The organism is Streptomyces sp. Isolate_45 (assembly GCF_024721315.2).
GTDB lineage: Bacteria > Actinomycetota > Actinomycetes > Streptomycetales > Streptomycetaceae > Streptomyces.
This window is the reverse complement of record NZ_JANFAK020000002.1, coordinates 71,810-93,329: the sequence shown is the minus strand read 5'-3', so window position 1 is coordinate 93,329 and position 21,520 is coordinate 71,810. Positions and strand designations below refer to the sequence as shown.

The window sequence follows — 21,520 nt, the reverse complement described above, 5'->3', positions numbered from 1 at the left end:
TTGAGCGTCTACGCCAGAGGAGAGTTTCCCCACACCTACATGCGCCACCGTGAGACTCGCCGACTTGAAGGATTGCCGCTTTTGTGAACAGACCGCACAAAACGCCGGGGTTCTGGCGCGTGCTTCAGTCGACCCTCAGGACTGTCTATCGAGGAATGCCTGATAGAGATCCCGGCCCGCAGTGGGCGAGAAGTCGATTTTCAGGAGAATGCGCGGATGCGCGGTGACGGTCATGATATTCCTGCACCTCGCCGCGATTCGCTCTTCAAGACCTTCGAAGTCTCCGTAGACGGAGTGACCCGTCAGAACAAGGCCTGTCCGGGTGCCGGAGATCTGGTGGGCCTGGTCGACTGTGTTCACATCGGAGCCGATCTCGCCTTGACGTTGGGCTTGGTTCAGCTGGTCGGTGTTGGATCTGATCCACTCGGGCCAGGGAGTTCCGTATGCGTCCCGTGCCTCATGGGTCAGGGATGGGCGCGCAATGCGGCCGTGATTTTCGCGGCGCGAGAGATCCTGTGACCCGGAATCATTGCGGCGTTGGAGATCGTCGTTGACTTGTCGGGCCTGGCGTTCTGTGATTCCTCCGGCCTGAGCGCGTTCCTCCTGGCCCGGCAGGTCGCGGCTGAACATGAAAAGGCGTATCTGCCTGCGCGGCCCGCAGCCCCAGTTCCTGCGCCTGCCGGCAATGACCGGCACCGACACCCTCTTCCCGATCATCGACACCCGGCCTGGCCCCGCTACGGCTCCGGACCTTCCCGGGGCGGGCACCGACGGAGCGGCATGTCGTGCTGACCGTTTCACGATGGGGCGCGACCCGACGCTTTCACCCGCAGCATGGCTTCCAGCAGGTTCTGCGCCGGCGCGCGGAACACGTGGTCGGATTCGGCGGCTTCCACCGCGGCCCTGGCCAGGTCGATCCCTTCGGTGAGATCCGTCGCCGACCGGGTGTGGTTGAAGCGGCGCGACAGTGCGTAGGCGAGGTCGTACCTCATCGCCGTGTGGTCCAGGAGGCGCGCACGGTCGGCGTCGAGCGCCCGCCTCAGGACGTCTATCGCTCGGTCCAGATCGGAGTCGGCGCCGGTGCGTTCGCATCGGTTGAGCAGGGAGTCTCCCAAGCCGCTCAGCCACTTGACGGAGCCTTCGTCGTCAACAGGCGCCAGCGTGGCACCGGCTTCACAGCACTCGATGACCCGGTCCAGATCCGCGGGGTCGGCAGTGGCCGTGAGCCGGCGCCTGAGCGCCGTCGTCAAGGTGGAAAGGACGGCTTCTCGCTGGTCGGCGGCGATGGCGATGGCCAGCGCCGCCTGGAGCAGTTCGATGGACTGGTCGAGATCCTGCGGCGAGCCGCCGTTGTCGAACCGGAGCATCAGCATGTGTCCCAGATTGGCGGTCACTCCGGGCCGGAAGGGGTGGTCGGGAGCGAGGTGGGTCACGATCTGCCGGGACAGCATGATCGCGCTCTCGATCTCGGCCGGGGTCTTCGTCCCGGACGCCCCCCGTTCGAATGAAGCGGCTACGGGCACCGCCCGTTCCGCGAGTGCGGGAAGCATGGGCTCCGGGATGTCGTCCAGCCCCAGGATGAAGGGCAGCTCGAACAAGCTCAGCGCGGCATCGTATTCGCCGTCCCCCTCGCCTTCGGGCATCAGCCGGGACCGGTACCAACGCAGCTTGCCCAGCAGATGCTGGGCGACGGCCCTCATGCTGACGTCGATGTCCGCGCCGCTCTCGGCGAGTATCGCGTCGAGCCGCAGCACTTCTGGGAGATCACCGGCCGTCAGGTCGGTGCGCAGTGTGCCTGACGCGGCCGCGCTTTCCATCTTCGTGTTGATGAGGTGGATCAGTTCCCAAACGTCGTCTCGCCTGTTCATGCTCACAGACCCTGGCAGATCTTGAAGCGATCGACCAGGACGGTGCTCGCGGACACTGCCGCCGCGTCCGTCCAGACCGGAAACAACGAGGGGCGGCCGGCCAAAGTCATTTCATGAGGCGGCTGTTGCCGTCGTGGCCTTCGGCGATGTCGCCGTTGAACCAGTAGTCGCAAGCGGCGAGGTGACGGAAGGTGTGGCCGGCCTCGGCCGGCAGGGTGGCCGTGACGGCTCGGGGGCCGGCTGGGCGTCGGGTCGGCCCCCGGGTGTCGGGCCGCCACTCGTTGAAGTCGCCGACGGCGCTGACCGACCCGGGCGGGGTGTCGGCGGACAGGACGAGGGTGACCTCGGTGCGGTCCTTGCGGCGCTGCCGCTCAAGCATGGCGATCTGCTGCGCGAGGAGGGCGGGTCAGCGGCGACGTCCCGGGCATACGGGTAACCGGAGTGAATCACCGTCCGTCATCAAATGGTGCGGTAGGTGACGTTCGGTGGCAGCGTGGCGGTGGAACGTCCCAACTTTCATGGAGTGCGCGATGAGCGGTATCCAGGACAAGCACCAAGAGCCGGGCAAGGGCCGCGAGGAACAGGAGCGCCCCCAGCGCCCGGCCCAGGACGAGCCGAAGGACATGCAGGGCAAGCCGACCCACGAGCGCGCCATCCAAAACCCCTCACGCGAGCGTGAGCATGAGATGGACGACGACACGCGTGCCAACGAGCCGTAGCCGTCGTCGGAACGTAGTGGACCGCGAGGGAGGGTGCCGGATCCTCGGCGGCCGGCGGCCGGACAGGAACCGGCCGGCCCGCCGGCCGAGAGTCGGGGGCCATGCGGGTGACGTGGAGCGGTCTCCCGCGACAGTCCTCGCGGCTTGGGGCAGGGATGGCGCAGTCATTGCCCGCCCCCGGTTGCTGAGGAGTTGAGTGTCGGTGCTGGAGCGGACGCCGCGTAGGAAGCGGAGCGAGGTCATCTTCGTCCTGTCCTCCGGTCATCCGATCGGCGAGGTCAGCGTGGTCGGCGGCTTCAACGGCCGGCGGCCGGGTCTGCATCCGATGCCTGGTTGCGCCGACGGCAGCCGCGCGGCCGCGGTCGTCCTCCCCGCCGGAGACAGGCACGGGCTCCGCTACCTCGCCGAGGACGGGCATTGGCGCGACGAGGAGGGGCCGGCGGCCACGACGGCCGCAACAGCCTCCTCCACACCTGATCGCCGCCATGAACCGGCGGCCCCTCGTCAATAAGGAGAAGCAGCTGTGACCGACATGTGGAGTTACAACCCGGAGTCCCGCTACACGCCCGGCACCCGCCTGGTCGGCTTCAAGGTCGAGGCATCGGACGGGCACATCGGGAAGGTCGACGAGCACACCGAGGACGTCGGCTCGTCCTACATCGTCGTCGACACCGGCCCGTGGATCTTCGGCAAGGAAGTCCTCCTGCCCGCCGGAACCATCGTCCGCGTCGACGCGAAGGAGGAGAAGATCGTCGTCAACCTCACCAAGGACCAGATCAAGGACTCCCCCGAGTACGACAAGGACAAGCACCGTGGCGACGCCGGCTACCGCGACCAAGTCGGCACGTACTACCAGGGCCGCAGCTGACCACCCAGGCACCTGATTGGCGGCTGCGGCTCCCCCACCCCGGAGGAAGGGGCCGCAGCCCGCACCTGCCCCAAACTCCCCCGCTCTGTTCGATCGCAGCGCCAACGGCCGGTTGGCCGCCATCGAAACGCGTGGCTGACAGGCCCGTTTCGGGCAAGGAGTCATCCCTCGCACAGCGACGTGGGTCGGATGCTCCAGCACTTCCGCAGCCGTCAACACAGCCACGCCGGGTACCAACGGGTTCCAGGACCCGGACGTGGGTCCTCCCACCAAGATGACGGCCCCCCGACGGCACCGGCCGTCCGGGTGACGGGAGGCCGGCGTTGATCACTGTGGACGTCCGGCACCGATGGCTACACCCTCTGGACCGTCGTCGCCGGACAAGTCGACGCCGGCGCCGGCGCAGTGTTGGTGCGGGTACGGGAGCAGGTCACCGGGTGCGTGCGGGCTCTCATGCTCGATCTGTACGACGTGATCCTGATGGACCGTTCCATCCCGGCTCGCGGTCTCCCGGCGGCCACCGGACCACACCGCCGGGAGACCCGCACCGCGCGCGGTTGTTGAGGACCGGTGCTCAGACCTCACCGCGCCAGGAACCGGTCTCGCTGCCGCGTTCCTCGATGAACTCCTTGAACCGCTTCAGGTCACCGGTGATCTGCCGCTTGACGAAGCCGAGCTTGTCACCGACGTTCTCGGCGAAGCCCTCCGGGTCGTAGTCGAGCTGCAGCATCACCTTCGACTTGTTGTCGGCCAGGTGGTGGAAGGTCACCACACCCGCCTGCTTCACCTCACCGTCCACGGTGGTCCAGGCCACCCGCTCGTCGGGGATCTGCTCGGTGATCCGAGCATCGAACTCCCGATCCACCCCACCGAACTTCGTCACCCAGTGCGTGACGGTGGGGGTGAGTTGGTCGATTCGCTCCACGCCTTCCATGAAGTGGGGGAACGACTCGAACTGCGTCCACTGGTTGTAGGCGGTACGCACGGGAACGTCGACCTCGACGGACTCCTCGACCTTCGACACAGAAGCATCCTTCCTCTTCGCCGGCCGGACGGGCGCCCAGCCGCATCGGGGAGACCTTCCCCCGTCCTCGCCCCTGCCCACGTTCCCTGCGCTCATGACCCACGAACAGACGCGCGACACGAAACGGCGGAACACGCGCCGGTCATGTGGCAGGCCCGACCGGACCGGTGACCGGCCCGTACGGCGGCGATCTGCGGGGGCCGGGGCGCTGTCGCCCTCGTCGGGACGGGGATCGTTCGCGGTCCGCTGGTTGAAATCGCCCTGAAGGTTCCTGAGCCGATTCCTGCCGGAGCAGCCGTCGACGGCCCGCGGCGATCACCGCGCGGACCCGTCCGGCTTCGGGGGCCGCCGCGACCACGCCGGTTCAGCCTCGCGTCAGCAGTTGCTGGATGGGCGTCCAGTCCAGATGGTCTTCCTCGGCACCAGGCGGGACGAGGGTGTAGGTGATCTGTAGCCAGGCAGTCAGCTGTGCCCGGTCGATGCTGAGCAGGGCATGCTCGGGGTGGGGGCCCAGGCGCAGCCACAGCCGGCCGTCCACGGGGTCCGGCCAGCCCAGGATGTCGCAGCCGCCGACGAGGGTACGGGTCGCGGTTGCCAGCAGATCGCGTCCCAGGTTCCAGGTGATATCGCTGCCCCGCGGGCATTGGAAGACGGCTCGGACGCACAGCGGGTCGCTGCGCCGGTAGGAAAAGGTCACCGGGACCGACAGCCGCACGCGCGCGTGAGGGAGGTACTGGCGGGCGTGAGTGGCCCAATGGGCTTCGCGTCGCGCGGCGCCGGAGCGAGGTGTGGTCTCCACGTCATCCAATCCTGAGCAAGGGCAGGCACTGTGCCCCGCGCATGCCCACGGAGCGTGCTCCGACGCTTCCACGCCTGTCTGCCGGACGGGTGAAATCCCTGGTGCGCGGCCCTGCTGCCTCCTCGTCGCTCGCCCACCGGTCACGACCCGTTCACCGAGGGTGGCCCAGCCCCCGGCCGCAGACGCGTCGAGGATCCGGTCGGCGGACAGGTACGGAGAGCACCCGGTGGCCGCCTCAGCGTTGTGCCCGGCGCCGTCCGGCGGGCATGGCTTCGGACAATCACGTTCCAGAACCGTTTGTACGGCCGGCGGCGGGTCACACGCGTGGACAGCGGAGCCAGGGATCGGGCAGGGCTCCGGAAGGAAACCAGGCCGCCGCACCCCGTGCGGTACACGGCCCGGTCTCCTTGCGCACCATTACGCCGTACGGGATCCGCACGGCGCCCGGGCAGCAGGACCCCGGCCTCTTCCCGGCCGGGGCACCGCCCTCCCGGGCAGGCCCCCGGCCACGGCGCTCAGACCGCCGTCACCGGGCAAGCGGACCCCGACGGCAGCCCGTATCCGGCAGGACCCTCTGGCGTGGCCATCCGGATTCGCACCCTGCCCGCCGGCGAGGCGGTGTCGGTCAGTGGGCTCGCGCGGGCCGGGTCGGCTGAGCCGCCAGGCGGTGAGGGCGAGCGGCAGCCGCACACCCGCCCCCGGCCTCCGCCGCGCCGGGAGGGGGCGACGGCCAGGCCACGGAGGGAAGGTACGTCGACCTCGCCACCCCGGGGCGTGCCGAAATCGACGTCGCCCCGGCAGACCGGACGCGGGAAACCGAGGCGGACGAGGTCGTCGACGTCGGTCCCGCGGACGCCCGGCCTCAGCGCGGCCTGGTCCGGGCCCGGCGCCACATGTCGGTCCGCGGCGATTTGGTGCCGGGGAGGCCGATGAGTTCTGCGGCGTCCGGCGGTCTACCTCTCAACGAGCCGGAGAAACCCATCAGCCGCCCTGGAAGGGTGAGGAATATGAAGTACATGATCCAGATGAACGTGCCCGCCGATCAGTGGGACGCCATTATGTCGGGGTACTCCAAGGAGGACATGGAGGCCATGTTCGCCCACATGAACGCCCTCAACGACGACCTCACCGCTGCCGGAGAATGGGTGGAGGGGCAGGGCCTCGGCGGCCCGTCCCTGGTCAAGACGGTGCGGGCCGGTAACGACGGACGGCCTCAGGTGACCGACGGGCCGGCCTTCCCGGGCCCCATCCTGGCCGGGTACTGGGTGGTCGACGTCAAGAGCGAGGACCGGGCCCTGGAAATCGCCGCACGGGCATCCGCGTGCCCGGGGGCGGGCGGGAAGCCCAGCAACGACCCGGTCGAGGTACACCCGATCCCCTCAGACCCCACTCAGGCCTGAACCGGGCTGAGCCGAGCGGCGCCGGCGGTCGGTACGACAGCTGCTCCGGCAGCGGGCCCGCCGGCACCGGGCGGCGGGCGGCGGGCGTCATGCGGACGGACCGGCGCGCCAACCGATCGTGGCCTCGCACCGCCCGCCGGAGCGACCTGCGTGTACGCGAAACCTGCGGGACCGGGACCGGGTTCCGTCCGGCGCTCGGACCACAGCGGGTAGGGCACTCGGCGGATACGGCCCCACCACGGCGTGGGGCCGTATCCGGCTGGTCGAAGAGCCGGAGCCTCCGGCCCGTTGTACCGCGCGTGGTGTCGGGCGGGAGGCTCCGCCATACTTTCCCCGGGCATACCAACGGGGGCGTGTGACACATGGGTTGGGGAGTGGGCGGAGTGGACCTGCCGGGGTACATCGGCGGCTACGCCGTTGAGCGGGAGCTCGGAGCGGGCGGCATGGGAACGGTGTACCTGGCCCGGTCCCGGGGCGGGCGGACCGTGGCCGTCAAGGTGGCCCGTCCCGAATTGGCCGCCGATCCGCATTTCCGTGCCCGTTTCCGTGCGGAGGTCGACGCCGCCCGCCGGGTCGGCGGCTTCCATACCGCGCAGGTGGTGGACGCCGACCCGGACGCGGCGGCCCCCTGGCTGGCGACCGCCTACATCGCGGGGCCGACGCTCTCGCGCCTGCTCGCGGAACAGGGTCCCATGGGTGAAGCCCGGCTGCGGGCGCTCGGCGCGGCGTTGGCGGAGGCGCTGCAGGCCATTCATGCATGCGGTCTGATCCACCGTGACCTCAAGCCGGGAAACATCATCATGGCCGACGACGGCCCGCGGGTGCTCGACTTCGGCATCGCCCGGGCCCTGGAGTCGACCCGACTGACCTCCACCGGAGCGGCCTTCGGCACCCCCGGTTTCCTGGCTCCCGAGCAAGCCCAGGGGTTCCAGGTGGACGGGCCCGCCGACGTGTTCGCGCTGGGCGCGGTGCTGGTCTCGGCCGCCGGGGGCCACGCGTTCGGGGAGGGCACTCCCATGGGGCTGATGTACCGGGCCGTGCACGAGTCGCCGGACCTGTCCGCCGTGCCCCGGGGCGTACGTTCCGTGGTCGCGGCCTGTCTGGCCAAGGACCCTGCGCAAAGGCCCACACCCGAGGAGCTGTTGGACCGGCTCGCCCCGGGCGAGGGACCGCGGGGAACGCCGGGCACGGCCGCGCACCCGCCGACCCTGCCGGCCGAGGCCTTGCCGGGGCCACCCACACCGGTTTCCGGGTCGGCTGCCGCACCGGTCGTCGGGCACATCGCCGGTGCCGCGACCGTTGCCGCGACCCCGCACAGCGATCCCTCTCCCGCCCTTCCCCAGCAGTCACCGTCCGGTCAGGAAACGAAGACGGTTCCACCACGCGGGAGGCGAGCCCGACGGCTCGTCCTCGGGGGCGCCGGCGCCCTGATCCTGCTCGGCGGCGGAGGCTACGGCGCCCACGGCTTCTCGGACGCGGCATTCCCCAAGGCCACGCACGAGCTGGCCCCACCCGAAACGATGGTGGAGGGCACGTACCACCGCGATGACGAAGGTTCGAACTTCACGGACCCGCAACCTGATGACTGGGGCCAGAAGGACGTACTGCATCACTCCGCGACGTACGCGGGTACCGGTCAACCCCCGGTGTTCGAAAAGGTGCAGGTATACGGCTCGTCAGGTCGGTTCAAAGACCCGACGGACCAGCGGGACCGCTTGATCGACGCCATGACCGTGACGGGCAGCGAGAACGTCGTCGAGCCGGCCAGAACGATCCGCGTCCCCGACTCGGACGTCGACATCCGCTGCACCACGGTCAACAACGAAACCGTCTGCGGATGGGGCGACGACAGCACCACCGTCGGCATCGGCTTCACCCCGGCGGCCACCACGCTCGAACTGGCCGCGACGGAGACCCACAAGATACGCGACGCCATACGCAAGCCGATAGCACCGTGACGGCGACCGCAGGCGACAACAAGACCTCGTGGACAGCCCAGAAGGTGCCTCGGTGCCACGGTCGGGGCGCGCGTAGCCGGCCGCGGCCTCTCGTCACCACCTCGACCGTGCAGAGGACGGCCTTGACCGACCTCGACATCCACATCGTCGATCCCGGTGGAACGCCGGCGAAACCCAGAACGGTGCATCGGTCCGCATGACCATCACCGTCCGCGACCGAGCGCACCAGCGGCGCCCGTGTCGCCGGCCGGGGCACGATCACGGCGTGGCCGGAAGGCGTCCATCGGTGGAATCACCGGTCGCGTCCGTGGGTGGTGCGCTCAGCCGCCCGACAGGCGGTACGCGTCCCGCGCCAGGGTCAGGGCGATCAGGTCGCGGGGGCGGGACAGGGACATCGAGGTCAGGTGTTCCAGCCGACGCAGACGGTTGAAGACCGTGTTGCGGTGGCAGTACAGCCGGCTCGCCGCGCGGCCCGCCGAGCCCTCCGCCGCCAGCCAGGCGTCGAGGGTCTCCAGCAGCATCGCCCGGTCCGCCGGGTCCAGGTCCAGCAGGGGGCCGAGGACCGCGTGGACGAGTTCCGCCGAGAGTTCGGGCTGGCGCACCACCAGCGCGGTGGGCAGCCGGTCGGACAGTTGCACCAGTACCCGTTCCTCCTGCCCGCAGGTGCGCAGCGCCGTCTCGGCCAGTCGACGGGCCCGGCCCAGTTCGGTCAGTCCGCCCACCACCGGGCTGATTCCGCCGGGTCCCGGACAGCGGTCCGCGAGCTCCGCCGCGAGGTCGGCCGGCGAGGAGTCGCCCAACGCCACCACGGCCAGTTCCCGCTCGGTGCGCATCCGCCAGAACAGCCGCATCCCCTTGGCCGCCGCCACCCGGTGCACCGAGTCGCCCCGGTCGGCCGTCAGCACCACCACCACGTACCGTCCCTGTTCGGGCAGGTCCAGGGCGAGTGCCACCTGGGCGGCCAGAGCCGGCGCGGTGTCCCCCTCCAGCAGGGCGTCGAGGAGGGCCTGTACCCTCTCGTCGCTGCGCCGGCGCATCTCCACCTCCGCGGTGCGGTACGCCTCGGCGGTCGCGGTCGCCTGCTGCTCGATGCCCGCCCACATGGCCCCGGCAGCGCGGGCCAGTACCGGCAGCGCCTCCGGCTCCTTCTCGGTGACGATGTCCAGCAGCGCGTCCCAGGTCAGCCGCCCGGCCCTGCGGTACGCGTAGAGCAGGAGGCCCAGCGGCAGCCCTTGCTCGGCGCGCCGGCGGCCCAACTCCTCGGCGAACGCGAGGTCCTTGCGCGGGGCGGACCGGCGGGCGGTGAAGGCCTCGATCCCGTAGTGCATGGCCTCGCTGATCTGTTGCCAGTGCTCGTCGCGCGGGACGGCCAGGTCGAACAGCGGCGAGTGCTTCGCCAGGTCCTCGATGAGGTGGTCGGTGAGTCCGGGGATGTCGGCGATCAACACGTCCGCCGCCGACAGCAGGACCGACCATTCCTCTTCCGTGCGCGTTCTGCGTCCGCCGCCCATGGCCGCCGAGGATGTCATCCGCCTCCGCCGCCGTCAGGGGCTCGCGCACCAGGTCTGTGCCGGTGCACAACGCGTTCGGGTTCCGGCTGGTCATCGGCAGCGATTCCGTATCCGGGCGTGGACGGGTGCCCCGGGCCGGTGTTGGGGTGTGCGCCAGCACACAGGCCGTTCACAGGCCCTTCCAAGGCCCGTCGAAGGGCCGTCGGAGGCCCGTCGAGGCCGTTCACAGGAAGGAGGAGGACGTGGGTTCGCTACAGGTGCGCGAGCTGTCCGTCGGCTACGGGCCGGTCCGGGCCCTGCGCTCGGTGTCGCTCGACGTGCCGGCCGGCGCGGTGGTCGTCGTGCTCGGCGGCAACGGCGCCGGGAAGTCGACGCTGCTGCGCGCGGTGTCACGGTCGCTCGGTTTCCACCGCGGCGCCGTGACGGGCGGGAGCATCAGCTTCGACGGCAGGCCGCTGGACGGGCTCGGTCCGGACCGGGTCGTCGCCGCGGGAGTGGTTCAGGTCCCCGAGGGGCGGCAGGTGTTCACGCGGATGACCGTCGCGGACAACCTGCGGGCCGGGGCACTGGGCGGCCGCGCGGGATCCCGCGCCGACACCGCCCGTTCCCTCGCCCGGGTCCACGAGCTGTTCCCCGTGCTGGGTCGGCGGTCGCGGCAGCGCGCCGGGCTGCTCTCCGGCGGCGAGCAGCAGATGCTCGCCCTGGGGCGCGCCCTGATGGCACGGCCCCGCCTGCTGCTGCTCGACGAACCCACCCTCGGGCTGGCGCCCAGGATGGCCGCCACCATCGCGGAGACCGTCACCGAGATCAACAGCGCGGGCGCCTCGGTCCTCCTCGTCGAGCAGAACGCCGCACTGGCGTTGCGCCTCTCCTCCCACGCGTACGTCCTGGAGGTCGGCGAGGTGACCCTTGACGGCCCGGCCGCCGAGCTGGCCGCCTCGGACGAGGTGCGGCGCCGCTATCTCGGCATCTCCGACGGGGCCGGCTCCGTACCGGCTCCTTCCCGCGAGCGGCGGGAGCTGCGCAGGTGGTCGGCGTGAGCGCCCCCTCGTCCCCCACCCCGGCGTTGACCGTCAACGACGTCACCGTCCGCTTCTCCGGCCTGACCGCGCTCGACTCCGTGTCCTTCGCGGTGGAACCCGGCAGTGTCCACGCCGTCATCGGGCCCAACGGGGCGGGCAAGTCGACCTGCTTCAACGTGCTGTCCGGGGTGTACCGGGCCTCCGCCGGCAGCATCCGGTTCGGGGACGCCGAGCTGACGGGCCTCGCACCGCACGCCGTCGCGGGCCTCGGGATCGCCCGTACCTTCCAGAACCTGGCGCTGCCCGCGCACACCACCGTCGCCGACAGCCTCCTGCTGGGCCGCCATCGGCTGATGCGGTACGGGTTCCTGGCCGCGGGCCTGCGGCTGCCGGCCGCCGCCCGCGAGGAACGCCGGCACCGCGAACGGGTTCGGGAGATAGCCGAGTTCGTCGGATTGGAGGGGGATCTGGCGGCGCCCGCGGGTTCCCTGCCGTACGGGAGGCAGAAGCTCGTCGAGCTGGCCCGGGCGTTGTGCATGGAGCCTCGGCTGCTGCTCCTGGACGAGCCCGTCGCCGGCATGACGGCGGACGAGAGGCAGCGTACGGCCGCCGTCATCGCGGGCGTCCGGGACGGCCTCGGCATCTCGATCGTGCTGGTCGAACACGACATGGGGGTGGTGATGCGGCTCGCGGACGCGGTGACCGTACTCGACTTCGGCCGGCGCATCGGCGGCGGAACTCCCGCGCAGGTGCAGAACGATCCCGCGGTGGTCCGCGCGTACCTCGGAGAGGAGGAGCCGGCGGCATGACCACTTTCCTCGAACTGCTCCTCGGCGGGCTCTCCATGGGCTCGGTCTACGCGCTGATCGCCCTGGGCTTCGTGGTCATCTTCAAGGCGACGGAGGTGGTCAACTTCGCCCACGCCTCCCTGCTGCTCGCGGGCGGGTACGTGACCGCGACGCTGCACGAGGAACTCGGCTTCTGGGGTGCCCTCCTGACCGGTGTCCTAGCGGCGGCGGCGGTGGGGGCGGCGATCGAGTTCCTGGTGATGCGACGCTACCGGGGCCAGGACCAGAACGTGCTCGCCATCGTCACCATCGGCGTCGACATCCTCCTCATCACCGACCTCACCCGGCGCATCGGCACGGACGTGCTCTCGCTCGGCGATCCGTGGGGCGATCGTGTCGTCCACCTCGGTCCGGTCACGGTGCCCCAGACGAGGATCGCCGCGATCCTCGCCGCCGGCCTGCTGATCACGGTCTTCCTGCTCGTGTTCCGCCACACCTCCTGGGGCGTGGCCATGCGCGCCGCCGCCGAACGGCCCGAGACGGCCGCGCTGATGGGCGTACGACTGGGTCGGGTCTCCCTCGCGGCCTGGGCGGTGGCGGGGGCCCTGGCCGCCGTGGCGGCGCTCTTCCTGACGGTGTTTCCCACCCCCGGTCTGGAGCGGGCCACCTCCCTCGCCGCGCTCAAGGCCTTCCCGGCCGCGATCCTCGGCGGCCTCGACTCCACGTCGGGCGCTCTGGCGGGTGGCCTGATCATCGGAGTCACCGAGGCGCTCGCGACCGGCTATCAGGGCCAGTTGGCCTTCCTCGGCCGCGGCATCGGTGACCTCGCTCCGTACCTGGTGATGGTCGCGGTCCTGCTGGTCCGCCCCGCCGGACTCCTCGGCACGAAGGAGCTCGCCCGTGTCTGACACCCGCAGCGCCGTGCGGCGCGCCGGCGCCGCCCCCGTCGGGGCGGCCGGCCGGCCGCGGTCGGCGAGCGTCCGGAGCGTGTCGGCGGCGGCCGCGGGGCTGGTGCTCCTCGCGCTGCCGTTCTACCTCGACCGGTTCTGGCTGCAGGCCGGGCTGTTCGCGATCGCCGCCGCCATCGGGGCCATCGGGCTCAACCTGCTCACCGGGGCCACCGGTCAGCTGTCGATGGGCCACGCCTTCTTCCTCGCCGTCGGCGCGTACGGGTACTGCGCGTTCGCCGGGGACGGAGGCACGGCCGGCGGCGACGGGCCGATCGGGCTCGGCCTGCCCGGCTGGCTCGCCGCCGCCCTGGCCGTCGCCCTCTCCGGGGCGGCGGGCGGTCTCTTCAGCCCCATCGCCGGCCGTCTGCGCGGTGCGTACCTGGGCATCGCCACCCTCGCGCTGATCTTCATCGGCCAGCATCTGCTGTTCAACGCGACCAGCCTCACGGGCGGCTTCAACGGCCGTGCCGTGGAACCGCTGTCCCTCTTCGGGTTCGCCTTCGACGACACCCAGACCGTCATCGCCTCCGTCCCCTTCCACTCCGCGGAGAAGCTCTGGTACGTGGCCCTGGCCGCTCTCCTCGGCGGCGCCCTGTTCGCACGCGGGGTCCTGCGGGGCCGGCCCGGCCGGGCCATGAACGCCCTGCGCGACCACAGCATCGCCGCGGGGGTGATGGGGGTGGCGGTCGCCCGGTACCGGGCCGCCGTCTTCGTCCTGTCGTCCATGTACGCGGGGCTCGCCGGTGTGCTGCTCGCCCTCGTCTTCCAGCGCACCGTGCCCGACTACTTCGGCATGGTCCTGTCCCTGGAGTACCTGGCCATGATCGTGATCGGCGGCCTGGGTACGGTCTCGGGCGCCGTCGTCGGCGCTGTCTTCGTCTCCCTGCTGCCCCAACTGCTCACCCGCTACAGCGACGCCCTCCCGCTGGTGTCCGCCCCCGGAACGGGCGGGGTGTCGCCGGGCGAGGCCTCCCGCTACCTCTACGGCGCGGCGGTCGTCGCGGTCGTCCTGTTCCTACCCGGTGGCCTCACGGGCATCACCCGGACCGTCCGGAACCGCACCACACCCCCGAAGGAGCGAACGTGAACAGAAGAAGGCTCTCTGCCGCGGCCCTGGCGGCCGCGCTCGTCCTGACCGGCGCCGCCGGGTGCAGCGGCAAGGCGAAGCCCGCCGCGGGCGCCGCCGGGGACGAGCCGGCCGCGGGCGGGGTCAAGGCCGGGGTCGGGGTGAGCGACAAGGCCATCCGGCTCGGCTCGCTCACCGACATGACGGGGGTTTACGCCTCTCTCGGCAAGAGCGTCACCCAGGCCCAGCAGTTGTGGGCGAAGCAGACGAACGCCGCCGGCGGCATCTGCGGCCGCACCGTCGAGCTGACGGTCCGCGACCACGGCTACGACCCGCAGAAGGCCCTCGCCGCCTACACCGAACTGGAGCCCCTGGTGCTGGGCTTCCCCCAGTTCATCGGCTCCCCCTTCGTCTCCGCGGTCAAGGAGCGGATCGACGGCCGGGACAAGGGTTTGGTCATCCCGCAGGCCTGGTCCGCCTCGCTGCTGGGCAGCCCGTACATCCGTACGGTGGGCGCGACGTACGACGTGGAGACCATCAACGCCGTCGGCTTCCTCCTGGACCAGAAGCGGATCGCCTCGGGCGACAGGATCGGGCACGTGTATTTCGAGGGCGACTACGGCGAGAACGCGCTGACCGGGGCCAAGGCCGTGGCCGCGGAGGCCGGGTTGACCGTCGTCGAGCAGAAGATCAAGCCGACCGACAACGACATGACGGCCCAGGTCGCGGCGCTCAAGCAGGCCGGGGTCAAGGCCGTGGTGATCAGCGCCGGGCCCCGCCAGGCCGCCTCGCTCGTCGGGGTGGCCGCGGCGGGCGGCTGGAACGTGCCGATCGTCGGCAACAACTCGGCTTTCGCACCTCAGTTGTTGGCGACTCCGGCCGGTGCGGCCCTGCAGAAGGACTACTACGTCGCCTCCTCCGCCCTGCCGATCGGCTCCGCGGATGCGGCCCCGGCGGCACTGGCCGCCGCGTACAAGGCGGAGTACCCGGACTCCGGACTCGACAACGGCGTGGTCGCCGGCTTCACCGCCGGCGCCCTGTTCGGCGAGGTACTGAAGAAGGCCTGCGCCGACAAGGACCTGACCCGGGAGGGCATCCGTGCGGCGCTGCTGAGCCTGAAGTCCTACGACAACGGCTTCGGCATCACCCACGACTTCTCGGACCCGAAGGCGCCCTCCACCCGGCAGAGCGTGATCCTGAAGCCCGACGCGGGGGTCCCGGGCGGCATGAAGGTGGTGAAGGAAGCCGCGGCGGCGCCCGCCGCGACCAAGTTCACGCCCGCTCCCTGAGAACCCCCGACTCGCCCGGCCCGAGCGGCCCGCCGCCGGGGCCGGGCGCGTGGGCCGGGGCCCTCGGCCCCGGCCGGACTCCCCTCCCCTTCACCCGAAGGGGCCCGCGCGCCGAAACCCGGGGCGCGTCGTGCCCTGCCGGGCAGGGTGTCAGTCGCTGTCGACGTGTTCGCGGACGACGGTTCCCTTGGCGGCGTCGATGTCGTAGGTGGTCTTGTTCCAGTCCGGGGTGACGATGTCGACGGACCAGACGTCGTCGTCGAGTTCGACGGCCGCCACGGTGCCCGGCTTGCGGTCCGTCGCGGTCTTCACCGCCTGCTGGGCGGTGGTGGTGGCCGCCTTCAACTGCTCGTCGACCTCGCTCTTGTCGTCCTCGTCCTGGCCGGGCTCGACCCGTGAGCGGGTGACCTTCCCGGTGACGGCGTCCACCTGGACGTCGTGAGCGGTTCCGTCTTCGGCGACGACCGTGACGTCCCACACCGGCATCCCCGCCGGCGGGGCGGAGCCGGCCGGGCTCGGGCTGCCCGACGCCGCGCCGGCGGGTGTACCGCGAGAGGCCTCCAGCTCGATTTCGACGAGCCTGCCCTTCGGCACCTCGCCCACCGCGGTGACCGCCGCCTTGTCCCACGGCACCCTCGCCGGGGGAATCAAGGCCATCCGCTCGCGCTGGTCCTCGGTGAGCCCTCCACCGGCCGTGGCACTGGCCTGCGGGGAGGACGGGGCAGCGGGAGCGGCCGTCACGGGCTGCTTGGCGTTCCCGCAGGAACCGGCCAGCAGAGCGGAGGAGACGGCGACGCCCACGGCCATCGCGCGGAGACGCAATAGAGTTGTCATGACCTCCACGCTCAGCCCACCGCCCCCCGCCGGACCGGCGACCGCGCCGAGATCACCCGATCGGCAAATGTCGACGCATCCGAACGGACCATCGACGCCACGGGCCGAACCGGAACGGGAGACGGGCCGATACCCGTACCTACCGGTGACGTGAGGATCCGTTGATCAGCATCGGCTCCGCGGCGACATCCGCCGGACGGTGTGCACCGCGGTGGCCCCGTGCGGACCCCCACGGCCGCACTGCCGGCCGCGGCGTCGTCGCCCGCGCCGGCAACCGGGGTGGCATCGATGGGTCGGGCGCGTTGCCGGCCGGACACCTGGTCCGACGCCCGGCGGCAGGCGTGGGCCTGAGGCCGCCATTCGGGGTCCGCCGGCTATCTCGCACGGGTGACCTCACGGACCGGTGGACGACTTTCCTCGGCACGTTCGTGCGATGTTCGTTCGCGGTTACGAAACAGTGGCAGAACCCATCTGCTCACCAACTCCCGGACCTGGCTCCGCACGCGATCGCGGCAGGCCCGGGAGCTGTCCTGTCATCCCCGCACAACGGCAATCCGGCCCCGCGGGGCCGGCCTCCAGCGACGACGGAGCACACATGCGAACACTTGCCTGGGCAGCACGAGGCGTAGCGGCCGTTTCCGGCGTGGTACTCGCCGGGACACTCCTCGCGCCGACCGCGTCGGCGCACCAGGGCCCGGACCCCAAGGCTCCGGCCAAGCAGGCCGCGAAGAAGCAGCCCGCCAAGAAGCAGCCGGTCAAGCAGGCACCCAAGCCGGCTCCGGCACTGCCCGCTCCGGCCGCGGACGAGAGCGCGGCCGAACAGGGCGCCGTCGGCGGCTGCCAGACCTCCCGTGACGTCAGCTCCGCGGTGGTGGACTACGCCGGCTCCGGCCTCTTCGAGACGGTGTTCCGCTCGGCCACGGACAACAAGGGGCACTCGTTCCTGAACGACAGCCGCAACCCCGGCGTCTGGATCAACCTCGCACTCGTCCCGGGCGCCCCCCGCTGCGTGTACGACACCACCGTCGCGGTCACGGAAGAGAATCCCGGGCACCTGTTCATCACGCTCCTCGCCGACGACGGCACCCTCCACCAGGCCACGTGCACCACCAACAGCAACGTCCCCTTCACCCCGTCGAACCTCGGCGCCGCCTGCGCCCCCGGCTTCACCACCCTGCCCGACACCCCCGTATAGCCACCGCGGTCACCGGCCATCGTGACTCCTCCGGCGCCGGGCCCCGCCCGGCGCCGGCTTCCATGCCGCGGCAGGTTGAAGCCGGTAACGGCGGCGTGATGAGCGGGTAGCCGGACCGCGGACGCCGGCGGTCATCCACTACCAGCGACGGCGTAGCGCAGTGGCGGCGGCACCATCCACTGCGCGACCCGGCAGCAACCCGCGGCGTGGCCCGCACGGCCTTGCGTGGGGGGCGGTCACAAGGAGCGGGCGGCACCGCCGTCGATACGGATGGACTCGCCGTTGATGTAGGCGGCGTCGTCGGAGACGAGGAAGCGGGCGAGCTTGCCGATCTCCTCGGTGGTGGCGTAGCGGCCTGCGGGGATCTTCGCGAGGAAGGCTGGGTCCTCGGGCCGGCTGTTGACGTAGCCGGGCATCAGGGAGTTCATCCGGATTCCCTTGACGGCGTACTGGTCGGCGTAGAGCTTGGTGAAGCTGGTCAGGGCGGTGCGCATCGCGGAGTTCACGGGGATCATGCCCATCGGCACGAACGCCGTGTACGAGGACAGGTTCACGAACGCGCCCTTGCCGGCCCGCTCGAAGTGCGGGGTGACCAGGCGTGCCATGCGCACGACGCTGAGCAGGAGCATGTCGAGGCCGTCGTGCCATTCCTGGTCGGTGACCTTGAGGAGCTCGTCGTTCTTCGCGTGACCCGCGCCGTTGACGACCGCATCGAGCCGGCCGTAGCGGTCCAGCGCGGTGTCCACCAGGCGCTTCAGGTCGGTGGGCTCGGTGAGGGAGCCGACGACCGCGGTCGCGCCGAGTTCGTCGGCGAAGGCGTGGATCGACTCGTCGATGTCCAACAGGGCGAGCCGGTAGCCCGCCTTCGCGAGCTCGCCCGCCATGCCGCGGCCGATGCCCGAACCCGCCGCGGTCACGATCGCCACGGGTGCGTCTACGCGCGGCCGGCCGGCCGGAAAGTCGATGCCTCCGGTGCCGGCCTCCACGCATGCGCGTTTTGTCACATAAATGCCATTCGGCCTCGAAGGCCGGCACCTAGCGGTCAAGGGGCGCCGCCACCGGGCGGGCCCGACACAACATGAAGCGTCCAATTCCCCTTAACCGCAAGGGCTTTCACATGCGCATATCATCCGCGGCCAAAGCCGCGACAGCCGCCGCTCTCGCCGCCGCTGCCCTGACGTTCGCCGCTCCGGCCACCGCGAGCCCTCAGGCCGCACTCACCGAGGTCAAGTGCACCTCCGCAACCGGTCAGCTGAAGTTCACCAAGTTCATGGGATTCAGCCGCTGTTTCGTGGGCGTGGGTGACCTCAAGGTCGGGTACGCGTTCAACACCGAGGCCAACTGGGTGGCCACCGGCAACCACTCGGGCTGGTTCAGCTACGAGCCCACCCCCGGTGACGTGAAGGTGCAGCACTTCGACAAGAACCAGTCCCTGACGGGCGACTTCTACCCGCTCCGGCACATTCACGTCGACGGCTGAGCCGACCGATCCCGCGACCATGAAACGTCGGAGGTAGCCGGTCGCCTCCTCGCCCCCGTCCCGCACGGCGGCGAGGAGGCCTGCGGAATCCGTGGCTGTGCTCGTGGGGTCGCGGTCGAACTTCGACGGCCGACCCCGTGCGGCCTCAGCAGGCCGGGGACGAGCCCTTCTGGCCCTTGAGGTCGCGGTTGTACAGCCACCCGGTGGCGTTCGTGCCGTCCACGCGTACGAACGTCCACTGGTTGCCGTAGGAGTTGACGATGTAGCACTGGTACCAGAGCTTGGTGCCGTCCTTGACCAGACTGCCCTGCGGGCACTGCTGGTACGGGGCCGCCAGCAGGTGGTGACTACCGGAGATGTAGCCGTACGTGCCCGGCGCCGGATCCCGGTGGCTCCAGCCGGCACAGCCCGTCGGTACGGGGCTCGGTTTGGCCGGGCCGGGGGAGGAGGTCTTCGGGGAGGGGGACGACGTGCCGGCCTTCTTCGAGGCGCTGACGGACGGCTTCGCCGTGACCTTGGAACCGGAGGGAGACGGTGCCGGCGTCTGAGCCCCCGGCTGTACCCCCGGCTGCCCGACGGCGGTCGGGGAGACGTCGGGTGCCGGAGCCGGAGCCACCGCCACCGCCCGGTTGCCGTCGCCGCCCGAGGTCACGGCGTAGGTGACGCCGCCCGCGGCGAGGACGGCGCCGACCCCTACGACGATCGCGACCCGGCTGCGGCGCCGAGTCCGGCCCGCGGCCGTCGAGCCGGACTGATTGACAGTGAAGGGCTGACCGGGCTGGGGGCCCTGCACAGGACCGTGCGGCGGGAATCCGGGCTGCGGGGTGGGGGCGTACGGCTGCGGAAACGATACGGCGCCGGCGTCGAAGCCGCCCGGGGGCGGGGGGCCGAAGCCGGGCGGGGTCACGGGCTGCGCGGCAGGGGTGGGCGGGGCCGTGGCGGCCGCCGCTTCGGGGACCGCGCCGATGCCGGCCGCCACCTTCTCCAGCATCGCGCGGGCCTGGTCGGCGGTGGGCCGGCGCTCCGGCTCCTTCGCCATCAGTGCGCGCAGCACCGGGGCCAGAGGCCCCGCGCGCCGGGGCTCGGGCAGCGGCTCGCCGACGATCGCGGCCAACGTGGACCATACCGAGGTGCGGCGGAACGGCGAGACGCCCTCGACCGCCGCGTACAGGGTCATCCCGAGCGACCATATGTCGGAGGCGGGTCCGGGCTCCCTACCCTGCGCTCGCTCCGGCGGCATGTAGTCGAGCGAGCCGACCAGCTCACCGCTGCGGGTCAACTTCGCCATGGCCTCGTCGCCGGAGGCATCGATCGTGGCGATGCCGAAGTCCGTGAGCACGACCCGGCCGTCGCGCTCCAGCAGCACGTTGCCCGGCTTCACGTCACGGTGCAGGACGCCCGCGCGGTGTGCGGCGTCGAGCGCGTCCATCAGCTTGGCGCCGATCGCCGCGGCCTCGTACGGGTCGAGCGCGCCGCGCTGCGTCACCACCTCGTCGAGTGAGGGTCCGTCGACGAGTTCCATGACGATGACGGGCAGACCCTGCTCGTGCGTCACGTCGTGCACGGTGACGACGCCGCCGTGGCGGATGCGTGCGGCGGCCTGCGCCTCACGCTCCATCCGGGTGCGCAGATCGGCCAGTTCGGCGTCACTGGAGTCGGTGTAGGCCCGCAGGACCTTGACGGCGACCTCACGGGCGAGGAGCTCGTCGACCGCCCGCGCGACCACGCCCATGCCGCCGCGGCCGATCACGGAGATCACGCGGTAGCGCCCCCCGAGCACCTTTCCGATCAGGTCCCCGTCGTTCGCTTCCCCCGTTTGGCGCACTGGCACCCCATGCTCCGTTCCACGACCGGTCGTCCGTCTCGACTCTCTGACGGGGCACAAGCGTAGATGCACGATCCACGGGCGGAGCACGCGGCCGGCGCCCACCCCGCGGCGCACGGCGGCTGCACCTCCGCTCCCCCACAGCCCCCACCCGCAGGGCCGACCGTGACGCGGAAGGGGCCGAGCGGACCCGTGTCGAAGCCCGAGCCCGTTCCGTCGCCGACTCAGGGCAAGTACTGCTCGTGGGGCGCCCGTGCGGCGCCGTCGAGTGGGCCCGCCTGTCCGGAGGGGACGTCAGCCTCCGCCACGGCACGCCGGTGCGCCGTCGCTCACGCCCACCCGCTGCCACCGGTCCGCACGTTCACACCTCGGAGCCGGACGTGCTGTCAGCCCCGCTCGCGTTGTCGGTGGTCGGCCCTAGGGTTCGCCGGGTGAGTGATATCCATGAGCTGATGATTGCCGTCGACCTGCGGGACGAGATCTCCGAGATGGAGCTCGTCGAGCTGAGCTGGCATCTGGGGATCGGGCCCCGGCCGGAGCGCCTGTCCATCGTCACCGAGTTCCCGGTCGTGGTGGTTGACGACTCGGGGGTCCCGGTGATCGAGGACGATCCCTACCCGCTGCTGGGCGGTCTGGGCGCGGCATCACGGGTGGGTGGTGTGCTCGGCTCGACACTGGCCGGGCGCGCGGACCCGCCGCGGAAGGGCTGGTCGCTGACGTCCCGACAGGAGATACACCCGGACGAGTTCGAGAAGGTCGGCGAGCTGCTCTGCTGGCTGGCCGCAAGGGCTGGCGCAACGCACCTGCTCGGGGATGGCGTGGTCGGGGTCGGATTCCTCAGGTTCTACGAAGCCGAGGTTCCGGATGTGCTTCGGGTCGAGGACGCACAGGTCAACTGGCCGTCCTGAGAGGCGACTCGGATCC

The 21,520-nt window shown here is 71.1% G+C and carries 22 protein-coding genes; 13 read left to right on the top strand and 9 right to left on the bottom strand.

Annotation, left to right across the window (positions count from 1 at the left end; genetic code table 11):
- Window positions 1-135 precede the first annotated feature (135 nt).
- From NOD94_RS01385 to NOD94_RS01375, 3 genes are all read right to left on the bottom strand, one after another.
- Window positions 136-630 carry a hypothetical protein gene (locus NOD94_RS01385; RefSeq protein WP_281203796.1) on the bottom strand — a complete coding sequence of 165 codons (495 nt, stop codon included), beginning with the start codon at window positions 628-630 and terminating at the stop codon, window positions 136-138.
- A gap of 167 nt (window positions 631-797) precedes the next feature.
- Complete coding sequence (locus tag NOD94_RS01380; protein WP_281203795.1) at window positions 798-1,868, bottom strand: hypothetical protein; 1,071 nt, start codon at window positions 1,866-1,868, stop codon at window positions 798-800.
- Between the two features lie 106 nt (window positions 1,869-1,974).
- Window positions 1,975-2,247 (bottom strand): hypothetical protein, encoded by a 273-nt coding sequence (locus tag NOD94_RS01375; RefSeq protein ID WP_281203794.1) that lies wholly within the window; start codon window positions 2,245-2,247, stop codon window positions 1,975-1,977.
- A gap of 151 nt (window positions 2,248-2,398) precedes the next feature.
- Here NOD94_RS01375 and NOD94_RS01370 point away from each other — a divergent pair, with 151 nt between their 5' ends.
- The 3 genes from NOD94_RS01370 (at window position 2,399) to NOD94_RS01360 (ending at window position 3,455) form a co-directional block, all read left to right on the top strand.
- Window positions 2,399-2,587, top strand: a complete 189-nt coding sequence (locus NOD94_RS01370; protein WP_281203793.1) for a hypothetical protein — start codon at window positions 2,399-2,401, stop codon at window positions 2,585-2,587.
- 202 nt (window positions 2,588-2,789) lie between these two features.
- The gene (locus NOD94_RS01365; protein ID WP_281203792.1) at window positions 2,790-3,098 is read left to right on the top strand and encodes a hypothetical protein; all 309 of its coding nucleotides are present in this window, start codon (window positions 2,790-2,792) and stop codon (window positions 3,096-3,098) included.
- A 12-nt stretch (window positions 3,099-3,110) separates the two neighbouring features.
- Window positions 3,111-3,455 (top strand): PRC-barrel domain-containing protein, encoded by a 345-nt coding sequence (locus tag NOD94_RS01360; protein WP_281203791.1) that lies wholly within the window; start codon window positions 3,111-3,113, stop codon window positions 3,453-3,455.
- A 574-nt stretch (window positions 3,456-4,029) separates the two neighbouring features.
- Here the strand turns inward: NOD94_RS01360 and NOD94_RS01355 are convergent.
- Together NOD94_RS01355 and NOD94_RS01350 are read right to left on the bottom strand one after the other, a co-directional pair.
- A complete protein-coding gene (locus tag NOD94_RS01355) occupies window positions 4,030-4,479 on the bottom strand; it encodes an SRPBCC family protein (RefSeq protein WP_281203790.1) in 450 nt (149 codons plus the stop codon).
- 364 nt (window positions 4,480-4,843) lie between these two features.
- A complete protein-coding gene (locus tag NOD94_RS01350; RefSeq protein WP_281203789.1) occupies window positions 4,844-5,176 on the bottom strand; it encodes an SsgA family sporulation/cell division regulator in 333 nt (110 codons plus the stop codon).
- A gap of 1,109 nt (window positions 5,177-6,285) precedes the next feature.
- On the opposite strand from NOD94_RS01350, the gene NOD94_RS01345 reads away from it, so the two are divergent.
- Both NOD94_RS01345 and NOD94_RS01340 read left to right on the top strand, forming a co-directional pair.
- Window positions 6,286-6,678: a YciI family protein gene (locus NOD94_RS01345; protein ID WP_281203788.1), complete on the top strand. Its 393-nt coding sequence runs from the start codon at window positions 6,286-6,288 to the stop codon at window positions 6,676-6,678.
- A 383-nt stretch (window positions 6,679-7,061) separates the two neighbouring features.
- Window positions 7,062-8,636 carry a serine/threonine protein kinase gene (locus NOD94_RS01340; protein WP_281203787.1) on the top strand — a complete coding sequence of 525 codons (1,575 nt, stop codon included), beginning with the start codon at window positions 7,062-7,064 and terminating at the stop codon, window positions 8,634-8,636.
- A gap of 320 nt (window positions 8,637-8,956) precedes the next feature.
- Here NOD94_RS01340 and NOD94_RS01335 read toward each other — a convergent pair whose 3' ends face one another.
- Window positions 8,957-10,165, bottom strand: coding sequence for a PucR family transcriptional regulator (locus NOD94_RS01335; RefSeq protein ID WP_281203786.1), 1,209 nt, complete (start codon window positions 10,163-10,165; stop codon window positions 8,957-8,959).
- 224 nt (window positions 10,166-10,389) lie between these two features.
- Between NOD94_RS01335 and NOD94_RS01330 the strand changes: the two genes are divergently transcribed.
- From NOD94_RS01330 to NOD94_RS01310, 5 genes are all read left to right on the top strand, one after another.
- The gene (locus tag NOD94_RS01330) at window positions 10,390-11,187 is read left to right on the top strand and encodes an ABC transporter ATP-binding protein (RefSeq protein ID WP_281203785.1); all 798 of its coding nucleotides are present in this window, start codon (window positions 10,390-10,392) and stop codon (window positions 11,185-11,187) included.
- The gene (locus NOD94_RS01325; protein WP_281203784.1) at window positions 11,184-11,978 is read left to right on the top strand and encodes an ABC transporter ATP-binding protein; all 795 of its coding nucleotides are present in this window, start codon (window positions 11,184-11,186) and stop codon (window positions 11,976-11,978) included. The genes NOD94_RS01330 and NOD94_RS01325 overlap by 4 nt, the downstream gene beginning before the upstream one ends.
- Window positions 11,975-12,865 (top strand): branched-chain amino acid ABC transporter permease, encoded by an 891-nt coding sequence (locus NOD94_RS01320; protein WP_281203783.1) that lies wholly within the window; start codon window positions 11,975-11,977, stop codon window positions 12,863-12,865. The genes NOD94_RS01325 and NOD94_RS01320 overlap by 4 nt, the downstream gene beginning before the upstream one ends.
- Window positions 12,866-12,944: 79 nt before the next feature.
- The gene (locus tag NOD94_RS01315) at window positions 12,945-13,994 is read left to right on the top strand and encodes a branched-chain amino acid ABC transporter permease (protein WP_281203858.1); all 1,050 of its coding nucleotides are present in this window, start codon (window positions 12,945-12,947) and stop codon (window positions 13,992-13,994) included.
- Between the two features lie 26 nt (window positions 13,995-14,020).
- Window positions 14,021-15,262 (top strand): ABC transporter substrate-binding protein, encoded by a 1,242-nt coding sequence (locus NOD94_RS01310; protein ID WP_281203857.1) that lies wholly within the window; start codon window positions 14,021-14,023, stop codon window positions 15,260-15,262.
- A 150-nt stretch (window positions 15,263-15,412) separates the two neighbouring features.
- Here the strand turns inward: NOD94_RS01310 and NOD94_RS01305 are convergent, their stop codons facing one another.
- A complete protein-coding gene (locus NOD94_RS01305) occupies window positions 15,413-16,096 on the bottom strand; it encodes a PepSY domain-containing protein (RefSeq protein WP_281203782.1) in 684 nt (227 codons plus the stop codon).
- Window positions 16,097-16,691: 595 nt separating this feature from the next.
- Here NOD94_RS01305 and NOD94_RS01300 point away from each other — a divergent pair.
- Entirely contained in the window at window positions 16,692-17,291 is a 600-nt protein-coding gene (locus tag NOD94_RS01300) for a hypothetical protein (protein WP_281203781.1), read from the top strand.
- 236 nt (window positions 17,292-17,527) lie between these two features.
- Here the strand turns inward: NOD94_RS01300 and NOD94_RS01295 are convergent, their stop codons facing one another.
- Window positions 17,528-18,217: an SDR family oxidoreductase gene (locus tag NOD94_RS01295; protein WP_281203780.1), complete on the bottom strand. Its 690-nt coding sequence runs from the start codon at window positions 18,215-18,217 to the stop codon at window positions 17,528-17,530.
- Between the two features lie 191 nt (window positions 18,218-18,408).
- On the opposite strand from NOD94_RS01295, the gene NOD94_RS01290 reads away from it, so the two are divergent.
- The gene (locus tag NOD94_RS01290) at window positions 18,409-18,771 is read left to right on the top strand and encodes a hypothetical protein (RefSeq protein ID WP_281203779.1); all 363 of its coding nucleotides are present in this window, start codon (window positions 18,409-18,411) and stop codon (window positions 18,769-18,771) included.
- 145 nt (window positions 18,772-18,916) lie between these two features.
- Here the strand turns inward: NOD94_RS01290 and NOD94_RS01285 are convergent, their stop codons facing one another.
- Window positions 18,917-20,596: a serine/threonine-protein kinase gene (locus NOD94_RS01285; RefSeq protein ID WP_281203856.1), complete on the bottom strand. Its 1,680-nt coding sequence runs from the start codon at window positions 20,594-20,596 to the stop codon at window positions 18,917-18,919.
- 431 nt (window positions 20,597-21,027) lie between these two features.
- On the opposite strand from NOD94_RS01285, the gene NOD94_RS01280 reads away from it, so the two are divergent.
- Window positions 21,028-21,504 (top strand): hypothetical protein, encoded by a 477-nt coding sequence (locus NOD94_RS01280; RefSeq protein ID WP_281203778.1) that lies wholly within the window; start codon window positions 21,028-21,030, stop codon window positions 21,502-21,504.
- Window positions 21,505-21,520 lie beyond the last annotated feature (16 nt).